We start from the raw sequence: 13,187 nt of genomic DNA on the forward strand, positions 1-13,187 counted from the left end.
AACTAAGGGAAAGAGGAGGAACATCATGATCCACCCGAAGGAAAAGATTTCACTGGGCGAGAAAATAGCTCAATCCAGTGAATATTGGAAGAGTCTGGGGTTATCTGAGGTGGACCGGGCAGCGGTGCCGCATGATTTCTTCTCGGAAGGAAAGTACGAGAGCCGGACGGAAACCTTCGCGCTCGGCAAAGCGCTTCAAGATCGGCTGCATGCTTTAACGCAGGGGCATGATCTGCCGCTGTTTGTCTTGATGACGGCGGCGCTGTACGTGGAGCTCTCCAAGTACAACCGGCAGCCGGCCTACACGGTCGGGATTCCCGCTTTTGGGGGCAGCCGGCAGCAGGGGGAGCAGCCGCTCGTAAACCAAGTGCTTCCTTGCAAAGTCGGCGTTCCTCCAGAAGCCACGGTCAGGGAGCTGCTCCGTGCGGTCCAGGCAGGGGTGCTCGCTTGTTATGACCACCAATACTGCGACGTGGAGCAGGTGCTGAAAAGCGCGGATCTCTGCGGCGACCTGCTGGAATTGACATCCGCCAACATCTCGCTGAACACACTGCATTCGCCGGGGCACATCGACTCGATCTGCCGCTCCCCCCAAAATCAGCTTGCCGTATGTGTGGCCAAACGGGAGGACGGCTCCCTTGCGGTCTCGTTCGTATACAACAGCAGGCTGTTCAAAGAAGAGTCGATAGCGCTCTTCGGAGCCCGATTTATACATATTCTCCTTGAGCTGACAGCCGATCTGGAGCGGCCGGTATCCGGCATCGAGATCGTGACCGCGGAGGAGAGGCAGCTTCTGCTGCACGATTTTAACGACACGTCCGCCGGCTATCCGCTGGATTCCACGATCAAAGAGCAGTTTGAAGCGCAGGCGGCTGCGACACCCGAGCATATTGCAGTTGAATGCGGCGGCCAAACGTTAACTTACCGGGAACTGAATGCGAAGGCGAACCAGCTTGCACGGCTGCTGCGGAATCAAGGCGTGGAACCCGATCAGCTCGTCGCAATTCTGGCCCATGGCTCAATGGAGCTGATGATCGCGGTGGCGGCGGTATGGAAGGCGGGCGGGGCATACGTGCCCATCGACGTCAGCTATCCCGACGACCGGAAGGAATACATGCTGCGCGATTCCGGCGCCCGTCTGGTATTGACGACGCCCGGATTGATGGATGGCCTTGCGTTTGACGGCAAAGTCCTGGATTTGACAGCCGGGCATCTGTATGCAGGTGACGACAGCAACCTGGAGACGACCGCTTCGCCCCGGAGCTTGGCTTATGTGATCTACACGTCCGGCAGTACGGGGAATCCGAAGGGCGTGATGATCGAGAACCGTTCCCTGCTCAATTATCTCTCCTACTGCCGGGCTGCCTATCAGGAGAACGGGATCGGCGATTTCCCTCTGTTCACTTCGATTTCCTTCGACTTGACGGTAACCTCGATGTACGTACCGCTCTTAAGCGGGCACAAGCTGACGATCTACGACACGAGCGACAAACTCTCCTTCCTGCACATCGTGAAGCAAAAGCTGGACATCATGAAGCTGACGCCTGCCCATTTGAGCGTCATAAACGGATTGTCTCTCGATGAGATCTCGATCTCGAAGTTCATCGTCGGAGGCGAGGAGCTGTCTTACCCGCTGACGGACAGTGTGTACCGCAAATTCGGGGGGAATACGGACATTATCAACGAATACGGACCGACGGAAGCCACCGTGGGCTGTATCGTCTACCGGTATGAGCCGAAGGAGCGGTGGGAGAAAACGCTGCCGATCGGAAAGCCGATCTCCAATACGCGAATTTACATTCTGGATGGGGACCGCCGTCTCGCGCCGATCGGCGTCGTCGGCGAGCTGTGGATTGCCGGAGACGGTCTGGCCCGGGGCTATTGGGGACAGCCGGAGCTGACGGCCCAAAAATTCGTCCCGGACCCGTTTCGCGCCGGCGAGCGAATGTACCGTTCCGGCGATATTGCGAGATGGCTGCCGGACGGCAATATCGAATTTTTCGGCCGGGCGGACCATCAGGTCAAGCTGCGCGGCTTCCGGATTGAACTCGGCGAGATCGAAGCGAGGCTGCTCGGCCACCCGGATGTGAAGGAAGCGGTCGTGCTGGCCTTGGAGAACGAACAGGGCGAGAAGTATTTGTCTGCATACTTTGTGGGAACGGCTCAGGCTAATACTGCGGAGATTAAAGCGTATCTGAAAATCAATCTGCCCGAGTACATGGTGCCGTCCTACTTTACCCAGCTTGGGCAGATGCCGCTGACAGGCAACGGCAAGGTGGACCGGAAGGCACTGCCTAGGCCCGACGTCCATTCGCGCCGGGCCCTGTATGAAGCTCCGCGGGATGAGGTGGAGGCAAAGCTGGCGGAGATCTGGTCGGAAGTGCTGGGTGTGGAGCAGGTCGGCATTCACGATAACTTCTTTGATCTCGGCGGGGACTCCATCAAGGCCATTCGCATCGCCTCCAAGCTGCAGAAGTACGGCTACCAGCTGAAAGTGAGGGAGCTGTTCGACCATGCCACCCTGCAGGAGGCCGGCCGGAGAGTGACCGCAGGACAAAGCGCCGTCCGGCAGGAAGTCGTAACGGGAACGGCCGTGCTGACGCCGATTCAACGGATGTTCTTTGAGCTGAACCTGACCGATGCGCATCATTGGAACCAGTCCGTCATGCTGTACCGCAGGGAAGGCTTCTCGGAGGAGCTCCTCCGCAAGGTGCTCGCCTGCCTTGTGACCCATCATGACGCCCTTCGGATGACGTACCGGCAGGAGAACGGACGGGTCATCCAAGTGAACCGGCCGGCCGATGACCGGTTGTTCGAGTTCACCGCCGTCGACGTGCGGGGCGAAGCGGAGGTGGAGGAGGCCATCTACCGTCATGGGCAGCGCCTGCAAAGCAGCATGCAGCTGGAGCAGGGGCCGCTCGTGAAGGCCGGACTGTTCCGCACCGGTGAAGGAGATCATCTCCTCCTTGCGATTCACCACTTGGTGGTGGACGGGGTTTCCTGGAGAATCCTGCTTGAAGACTTCGGGGCGGCTTACGAGCAGGCGCTCCAAGGGGAGGCGCTCAGGCTTCAAGCAAAAACGGACTCGTTTCAAGCCTGGGGAGCCTACCTGCAGGAGGTCGCGGACACCGGACGGCTTCAGGAGGAAGCGGGCTTCTGGGAGAGCGTCGGCAATGCGGACGTGAAGCCGCTGCCGGCGGATCATCGCCTCAGCCCCGCCTCGGGCAGACCTCAAGTGAAGGATCAGCGCCAGGTGAGCATCGAGTTCAGCCGGGAAGAGACGGACGATCTGCTGAAAAGATCGAACCGGGCGTACGGTACGGATATCAACGCCCTCCTGCTGACGGCGCTTGCGCTTGCGCTGCGGGAGTGGACGAAAGAGCCGCAGGTGCTCGTGAATCTGGAAGGACACGGCCGGGAGCCGCTGGACGGGACGCTCGACATCAGCCGTACGGTAGGCTGGTTCACGACCCATTTTCCGGTGCTGCTCAAGATGGGGGACGAGGGCCGGCTTGGTGATTCGATCAAGCGGGTAAAAGAAACGCTGAAGCGCATTCCGGGCAAAGGCATCGGCTATGGCATCTTGAAGCATCTCGGCGAAGGAAAAGCCTGGAAAGCCAGTCCCCAAATCTCCTTTAACTATTTGGGCCAGTTCGACGAGGCGCTCCAAGGCGGTCTGTTCGAGCTCTCGAAGCTGTCCGGCGGCCCTTCCGTCAGTCCTGACGGCGAGCCTCTGTACGATCTGGATATCGTAGGGGACATCTCAGGGCATCGGCTGGCCCTTACCCTGGCGTACAGCAGGCACAGCTATGAGGAATCGACCATGACAGACCTGGCCGCTTCCTACAAGCGCCATCTGCTGGCGATCATCAGCCACTGCGTGAGCAAGCCGGACGTCGAACGGACGCCGTCGGACTACCTGGCAGGCGATCTGGAGCTTGAAGAACTCGAAGCCTTGAAATCGAGGTACGAGAAGGGCCAGGGCTTACGGATCAAAGAAATTTATCCGCTGACGCCGATGCAGGAAGGAATGCTGTTCCATTCGCTGCTGGGTGACCCATCCGGCGCTTATGTGGAGCAGAGAGCCTTCACGGTGGAAGGGCGGCTTGATGTGGCTCGGTTCGAGGAAAGCTTCCATCGGCTGCTGGACCGATACGAGATTCTAAAATCGGCAGTCGTTCATGAAGGTCTGCCATCGCCGAAGCAGCTCATTGTGGAAGGACGGCGTGGGAGCTTCCGCTATGAGGATCTCAGCGCATGGACGGAGAGCGAGCGGACGCTGCATGTCCGCGACTTCGAAACCGTGGACAGGTCGCAGCGATTCCAGCTTAGCGAGGATCCTTTGAACCGTCTCACCGTGTTCCGTCTCGGAGGAGAGCGGTTCCGGATCGTGTGGAGCTGGCACCATATCCTGATGGACGGCTGGTGCGGCGGCATCGTCCTGCAGGATTTGTTCCGGCTGTACGCGTCGCTTGCTTCCGGTGAGGAAGCTCCGGACCGGGATTGGCGTGAGCCTGCCCCGTATTCGGATTACGTCCACTGGCTGCAGCGGCAGTCCAAAAGCGAGGCCGGACGTTACTGGGCGCGTTATCTGGAAGGATACGAGACGGTCGCGCAGATTCCCGGCAGCTCGGCGGGAGACGGGCAGGCGTACCAGAAGGCCAAACTCCAGTTTGCGCTGAGCCAAGCTTCGAGCGAAGCGCTGACTGCGGTCGGCAGGCAGGCGCAGGTGACGCTGAATACGGTGATCGGGGCCATCTGGGGAATCCTGCTGCAAAACTATGTAAACAGCGAGGACGTCGTGTTCGGAGCCGTCGTGTCGGGACGCAATGCCGAAGTGGAACGGATCGAGGAAATGGTCGGTCTCTTCATCAACACGGTCCCTGTACGCGTCAAATCTGATGGGACCAGCCGCTTCACCGATCTGCTGCAGAGCATGCAGCGGCAGGCGCTGGAGTCGGCACCCTACGATTATTATGCGCTGGCGGACATCCAGGCTTTAACCGGGGTCAAGCAGAAGCTGGTCAACCACCTGGTGACCTTCCAGAATTATTATGTGGACGAATCGCTGAACCGTCTTCCTTCGAGCTTGGAGCTGCGCGTGACGGACGCGTCGATCCACGAGCAGAACAACTACGATCTGGCGGTCATGGTCATTCCGGGGGATGAGATCAATTTCGTCATCTCCTACAACGAACAGGTGTATGATCCGGCGGCTGTAGACGGGATTCGCCGCCATCTGCTGCAGATCATCCAAACCGTCATCGCCCAGGCGGACATTCCGGTATCGGGCATCGAGCTGATCACGCCGGAAGAGAAGCGGCAGATTGTATACGACTTTAACCGTGCGGCGTCCCCTGATTCTGCGGATACGACCACAATCGTGGAGCGCTTTGAGGCCCAGGCTGTGAGAAGACCGGAGCACCCGGCGGTGGCGGCAGGGCATCGGCAGCTTACGTACCGCGAGCTGAACGAGAGGTCGAACCGCCTGGCCCATGTGCTGCAAGGTCACGGAGTCGGGGCGGATACGCTTGTCGGATTGCTTGCAGAGCCCTCCGTCGAGATGGTCGTCGGCATGCTGGGGATTCTGAAGGCCGGAGGAGCCTATGTGCCGATGGACCCCGGGCATCCGGAGGAGCGGATCCGCCATGTGCTTGGCGATGCGGGTGTACAGATCGTGATCACCGCCGGCAGCGGAGCCGGCACAAGCGGACAATGGAGCTATAAGCTGAAGGACTTTCAAGGACTCGTCCTGGATCTTACCGACGGCGGACTTGCTGTGAACGAAAGCGGGCTGCACAGCGAAGCAGCCGGCAATCCGTCGCGGGTCCACACGAGCGGCAGTCTGGCCTACGTGATCTATACGTCGGGCACTACCGGGCAGTCGAAGGGTGTGATGGTAACCCATTCGGGTCTTGCGAATTATGTGGATGCCATGATCGAGAAAGCCGGCATTACCGATGAAGACGCCACGGCGCTGCTTTCTTCCTATGCGTTCGATCTCGGCTATACCGCTGTGTACACGGCGCTGGCCGGCGGCATCACCCTGCATCTGCCCCCTGAAGATACATACAAGGATCCTGACGCCCTCGTCCGGTTTGCCCTGGGGCACTGCACGTATTTGAAAATGACGCCGTCGCTGTTCCAGCTTTTGCTGCTCGGGGAGGACCTGGAGCGGATCGTGAAGACGAGCCGCCTGCGCCTGATCATCCTGGGCGGGGAGCCGTTCAATTCGAAGCATCTCGAGCAGTTTTATGAAATGGACCGGGAGGGCCGGGTCCGGTTCATGAACCATTACGGGCCGACGGAGAGCACGATCGGCTGTGCGGCCGGGCTTCTTCCACGGGAAGGAATCGAATCGTTCGCCGGTGTGATCGGCCGGCCGCTTGCGGGGGGCCGGATCTATATCGCGGACCGGCAGGGCCATCTCGCACCGGCCGGCGTGCCCGGGGAACTGTGGGTGGCCGGGGCCGGCGTTGCACGCGGTTACTTGGGCCGCCCGGAATTAACCGCCGAGAAATTTATGGAGAATCCTTTTGCTCCCGGGGAACGGTTATACCGGACGGGAGATCTCGCCAAGTGGCGGGCCGACGGCCAGATTGAGTATATCGGACGGATCGATAATCAGGTGAAGATCCGCGGCTACCGCATCGAACCCGGGGAGATCGAAGCGAAGCTGCTGAGCCTCCCTGCGGTTCAGGAAGCGGTGGTGCTCCCTTGGAAGAGCGGCGGGCAGGATGCACTGCTCGCAGCCTATCTGGTCGGCCCGAAGCGATCGGAACTAGCGGGTATCCGGGACGAGCTCATGCAAACTCTGCCGCATTATATGGTGCCTTCCTCGTTCACCCTGCTGGAGCGGATGCCGCTGACCGGCAACGGTAAGGTGGACCGCCGGGCGCTGCCTGAGCCGGACCTCCGCGGGGGCGCCGGCGAATACGCAGCACCGAGAACGGAAATCGAAACCCGGCTCGCGGAGGTATGGAGTGAAGTGCTCGGCGCGGGGCGTGTGAGCATTCGCGACAACTTCTTCGATCTCGGCGGCGATTCGATCAAGGCGATCCGCATCGTCTCCAAGCTGCAGAAGTACGGGTACCGGCTGGATATGAAGGAGCTGTTCCAGCGCGTCACGATTCAGGAATTGAGCGCGAAAGTAACGACAAGCCGGCGCGTTGTGAGTCAGGCGGCCGTCACCGGGGAAACGGCGCTCACCCCGATTCAGGCGATGTTCTTCGAACAGAACCGGAAGGATCCGCATCACTGGAACCAAGCGGTGATGCTGTACAGCCGGGAGGGCTTCGACGAGCAGGCGGTCCGGCGGGTGTTCCGGCATATCGCTGAGCATCACGATGCGCTGCGGATGGTGTACCGTGTGGAGGATGCACGAATCCTCCAGTTGAATCGGGGCGTAGAGGAGCCGCTGTTTGATTTGACTGTTCTGGATTACAGAGGTCAAGGCAGCGTCAATGAAGCGGTGGAGGAGCAGTGCAGCCGGATCCAGGGCAGTATCGATCTGCAGAACGGTCCGCTGGTCCAATTGGGCTTGTTCCGCACAGACGAGGGCGATCATTTGCTGATTGCCATTCATCATCTGGTCGTGGACGGGGTATCGTGGAGAATCCTGTTCGAAGACTTCTCAACGGGGTACAGCCAGGCTCTGCAGGGTCAGCCGGTTGTGTTCCAATCCAAAACGAATTCGTTCCGGGAATGGGCGGCATCCCTGCAGGAGCAGGCGGCCGGCGAGCTTCTGCAGGCGGAGCTGCCGTATTGGGAGCGGCTGAAGGAAGCGGCGGCCTCGGCGCTGCCGGTCGGTCGCACGCCGGATGAGCACCCCGGCAGGCAGCTGAAGCACTACCGGAAGGCTGCGCTCTCACTGAGCCGGGAGGAAACGGAAGCATTACTGAAGCAGACGAGCCGGGCATACCGTACGGAAATCAACGATCTTCTGTTGGCGGCGCTGGGTCTTGCGGTCCGGAAGTGGACGGCAGCCGATCAGGTGCTGGTCACGCTCGAAGGCCACGGAAGGGAGAACCTGGAGGGCGATATCGATATCTCCCGAACCGTCGGCTGGTTCACGACGCATTATCCGGTGCTGCTTCCTTTACAGGGGGCTGACCGAGTAAGCACGCTTATCAAAGAAGTGAAGGAAACGCTCCGCCGGGTTCCGCACAAAGGCATTGGGTACGGCATGCTGGCGTTCCTGGGGGATCACCCGGACCTTCGTGAAGTGAAGCCGCAGATCAAATTCAATTACTTGGGCCAGTTCGACGGCGACATCGATCACGGGCTGTTCGGGCTATCGCCTTTGTCCGCCGGACAGGACATCAGTCCTCACGGAGACAAAGCGTACGATCTCGAGATTGTCGGCACCATTACGGACGGGTGCCTGGAGATCGTCCTCTCTTACAACGGCCTCCTCTTTGACGAAGAGACGATGGAGCAGGTTGCGGCCTGGTATCAAGCAGGTCTGCTGACGGTTATCGAGCACTGCAGGAATCGGGCCCACAGCGAAACGACGCCTTCCGACTACCCGGCGGCTCCGGACCTGGATCTTCAAGAGCTGGAGGGGCTCAAAGCGAAGGTTGAGGGGGAGAAAGGGTACCGGATCGAGGATGTGTACTCTCTGACTCCAATGCAGGAAGGGATGCTGTTCCATTCGCTGCTGAATCAAGGATCGGGCACGTATGTGGAGCAAAAATCGTTCATTGCCGGCGGCGAGCTGGATACAGGCCTGCTGGAGCAAAGCTTCCGTCGTTTGGTAGAGCACTATGAGATTCTAAGAACGGCTGTTGTGCACGAGGAGCTCAAGACGCCTAAGCAGCTTATTCTCGGGGGCCGGCCGGCGGAGTTCCATTACGAGGATATCAGCGGATTGGATCCGCAGCGGCAAGCTGACTATGTGGCCGAATGGGAAGAAGCGGACCGGCGCCGGGGCTTCGACCTTGCGGCGGACAGCCTGCTCCGCCTCTCGGTATTAAAGCTCGGTGAAGCGCGCCACAAGGTCGTGTGGAGCTCACATCATATCCTCATGGACGGTTGGTGCAGCGGCATCATTATCGGAGATCTGTTTGTCATTTACGGAGCGATGAAGAATGGCCGCACGCCGGTACTGAGCCAGCCTCCCCGATTCGCCGACTACATTCAGTGGCTGCAGAGCCGGAGTTCCAGGAAGGCCCGGCAGTTCTGGGCGTCACAGGTGGAAGGGTACGAGACGGTCGCCCGGATTCCCGGATATAGCGAAGCGGGGGACGGGCAGTTCCAGCCGGGCCACTTGAGCTTTACGGTTGGCCGGGAGCTGACCGCGGCCTTGACTGAGATCGGGAAGGAAGCGCAGGTCACGCTGAATACGGTGATCCAGGCTGTGTGGGGCCTCCTGCTGCAAAGATACACGAACTCGGACGATGTCGTCTTCGGATCGGTGGTTTCGGGCCGCAATGCGGAGGTGGACGGGATCGAGCAGATGGTCGGTCTGTTCATCAATACGATTCCGATCCGGGTCCGTACGGAGGAGCACATCCGCTTTGTAGATCTGCTGGGACGTCTGCAGCAGGATGCGCTGGAAGCCGCGAAGTACGATTACTACCCGCTCGCGGAGATTCAGTCCTTGTCGGAAGTGAAGGACAATCTGGTGAATCACATTCTGATTTTCCAGAACAATGCGATCGATGAATTGGTTAAGGCCCCGGACGGGGAGCTGGGCTTTACGATGAGCGACATCACCGTTCACGAACAAACCAACTATGATCTGGACGTCATGGTGTTCCCGAACGACGAGCTGACGTTCATGCTTTCTTATAATGTAGCGGTATATGATCCGCAGCAGGTGCAGAGGTTGAAGGACCAATTGCTGCAGATTATGGAAACGGTGGCGGGGAGCCGCGAGGTGAGCACATCGCGCATCGATATGTTGACCGAGGCGGAGAAGCGGCAGCTGACGGAGGAGTTCAACGATACGGCCCTCGAGTTCGCACGGGAGCATACGGTGCACGGACTGATCGAGGAGCAGGTCGGGCGGACGCCGGAGCGGGCCGCCGTGCACTTCGGCGGGCAGTCGCTCACATATCGTGAGCTAAATGCGAGAGCCAATCAGCTGGCGCGCGTCCTGCGGCGCGAAGGAGTAGGCCCCGATACGGTCGTGGGTCTCATGGTGCCAAGGTCGCTGGAGATGCTCGTCGGCATCCTCGGCATCCTGAAGGCCGGCGGGGCGTACCTGCCGCTGGACCCGAGCCATCCGAAGGATCGGATCGGCTACATGCTGGGGGATGCGCAGGTCCGCCTCCTGCTGACCTCCGGCGGACTGGCCGGACTGGCCGGGGAGCTGCACTTCGGTGGAGTGCTGCTGGATATCACAGCCGACAGCCTGTACCAGGGCGCCGACGCCAATCTTGAGCCAGTGAACACAAGCCGCGACCTCGCTTACGTGTTGTATACGTCCGGCTCGACGGGCAACCCGAAGGGCGTCATGGTCGAGCACCGGCAGGTGAGCAATTTCATCACGGCGATCGTGGAGGCCACGGAGCTGACGCGCAGCACCTCGATCCTGTGCCTGACGACGATCTCCTTCGATATCTTCGGCCTGGAGACGCTCGTGCCGCTGGCGCACGGGATGCAGGTGATTGTCGGCAGCGAGGAGGAAGGCAGCGACGGCACGAAGCTGGCGGCGCTGATCCGCCGCTTTGGCATCGAAGCGATGCAGAGCACGCCGTCGCGCCTGAAGCTGCTGCTGGAGCATGCGGCGTTCCGTGAAGCGCTGGGCGGCATGCAGCGCCTCCTGATCGGAGGCGAAGAGCTGCCCGCCGCCCTGTGGGAGCGGCTGCAGGCGTATGACCGCCTGGCGGTTTACAACGTGTACGGGCCGACGGAGACGACGATCTGGTCGACCGTGAAGCGGATGGAGCAAGGGGCGGCGCGCCTCACCATCGGGAAGCCGATCGGCAACACGCAGATCTACATGGTCGATGCGCACGATGGGCTCACGCCGGTCGGCGTGCCGGGCCACATGTGCATCGCGGGCGACGGGGTCACGCGCGGGTACTTGGGCCGTCCGGAGCTCACGGCGGAGAAGTTCGTGGACAATCCGTTCATCCCTGGCACCCGGATGTATAAAACCGGGGACCTCGCCCGCTGGCTGCCAAGCGGAGAGATTGAATTCCTCGGTCGGATGGACAACCAGGTGAAGATCCGCGGGTACCGGATTGAGCTCGGAGAGATCGAGCACCGGCTCGCGGGCCATGCCGCTGTGAAGGAAGCGGTGGTGACGGCGCGGACGGACGAGAGCGGACAGGCGTACCTGTGCGCGTACTTTGTCGGCCACAGTGGGGCATCTCCCGTGGAGAAGGGCGAGCTGAAAGGGCACCTGAAAGCCGGCCTGCCGGAGTACATGATTCCGGCCTACTTCGTTCAGCTCGAAGAGATCCCGCTGACGAGCAACGGGAAGGTGAACCGCAAGGCGCTGCCGGCGCCCGACGAGAGCGCGCTGGTGACCAGCGGCTACGAAGCGCCGCAGACCGCGGTCGAAGAGACGCTGGCGGCGATCTGGAGCCGGGTGCTGGGCGTGGAGCAGGTCGGCGTGCACGACAGCTTCTTCGACCTCGGCGGCCACTCGCTGAAGGCGACGCTGCTGATGAGCGGAATCCACCAGAAGCTGCAGGTAGAGGTGCCGCTGCAGGAGCTGTTCCGGCGGCCGACGATCCGTGAGCTGGCGGGCTATATCGAGACGGCCGGCACCCGGGCGTACGAGGCGATCGAGCCGGTGGCGGAGCAGGCGTGGTACGAAGCGTCGTCCGCGCAGAAGCGGATGTACGCGCTGCAGCAGCTGGATCCGCAGAGCACGGCGTACAATATGCCGGGCGTGTATGAGCTGGAAGGCCGGGTGGACGCGGGCCGGCTGGAGCAGGCGCTGAAGGGTCTGGTGCAGCGCCATGAAGCGCTGAGGACGTCGTTCGCGGCGGAAGACGGCGAGATCGTGCAGCGCATCGAGCGGGATGCGGCCTTCCACGTGCCGGCACGCTCCTACGGGGAGAAGCCGATTGAGGCGATCGCCGCGGAGTTCGTGAAGCCGTTCGAGCTGGAGCGGGCGCCGCTGTTCCGGGCGGAGCTGGCGGCAGCCGGAGGCCGGAAGTACCTGCTGCTGGACATGCACCATATCATCTCGGACGGCATGTCGATGGGAATTCTGGTGAAGGACTTCGTCCGGCTGTACAACGGGGAAGCGCTGGAGCCGCTGCGGATCCAGTACAAGGATTATGCGGCATGGCACAACAAGCGGCTGAGCGAAGGCGAGCTGGCGAAGCAGGAAGCGTACTGGACGAGGCAGTTCGCGGACGGCGTGCCGGTGCTGAGGCTGCCGTACGATTACGAACGCCCGGCGCTGCAAAGCTTCGAAGGCGAGCGTCTGCACTTCACGCTGGGCGGAGAGGCGACGCAGGGGCTGAGGGCGCTGGCCAAGGAGCAGGAAGCGACGATGCCGATGGTGCTGATGTCGGTGTTCACGATCCTGCTGTCGAAGTACAGCGGGCAGGAGGACATCGTGGTAGGGACGCCGGTGGCGGGAAGACCGCACGCGGACCTGCAGGAGATGGTCGGAATGTTCGTCAATACGCTGGCGCTGCGAAGCCGTCCGGCGGGCGGGAAGACGTACCGGGCGTATCTGCAGGAGATCAAGACGAGCTCGCTGCAGGCGTACGACCATCAGAGCTACCCGCTGGAACAGCTGGCCGAGAGGCTGGGCATCCGCCGCGATCTCAGCCGCAACCCGCTGTTCGATGCGGTATTTAACTTGAACAATGTGGACTATGAGCAGGCGGGAGACGAAGATGGACTTTGGTTTAAAGCCATTCCGCTCGAAACGAAGGGCTCCCGCGTGGATATCAGCTTGTCCGGCTTCGAGTCCAGGGATGACATTGAGCTGACCCTCACCTATGCAAGCAGGCTGTTCAAGCGGCAGACGATGGAGCGGTTGATCGGAGACTTCAGACGGATTGTCGACGAAGTCACGAGTGACAGCGAGAAGCGGCTTCAGGATATCGAGCTGTTAAGCGATGAGGACCGCACGCAGGTCATGCAGGAGAAAGAAGCCGTATTGAGCCTGAGAGGCAGTGACTTCGACTTTTAACTAAGCTGATGTTCGCTCGGAGCCGGTCCGAGGGGCATTGCCGTACCGGCATGCCCCGGACCGGCACGGGCGGACG

The 13,187-nt window shown here is 60.9% G+C and carries 1 protein-coding gene; it reads left to right on the forward strand.

Annotated elements, in window-relative coordinates; genetic code table 11:
* Window positions 1-25: 25 nt before the first annotated feature.
* On the forward strand, window positions 26-13,111 hold the full coding sequence (locus ACP26L_RS16180) for an amino acid adenylation domain-containing protein (RefSeq protein WP_426454014.1): 13,086 nt from the start codon (window positions 26-28) through the stop codon (window positions 13,109-13,111).
* Window positions 13,112-13,187: the final 76 nt, after the last annotated feature.

This window comes from Paenibacillus sp. S-38, from assembly GCF_049942825.1.
Lineage (GTDB): Bacteria > Bacillota > Bacilli > Paenibacillales > NBRC-103111 > Paenibacillus_G.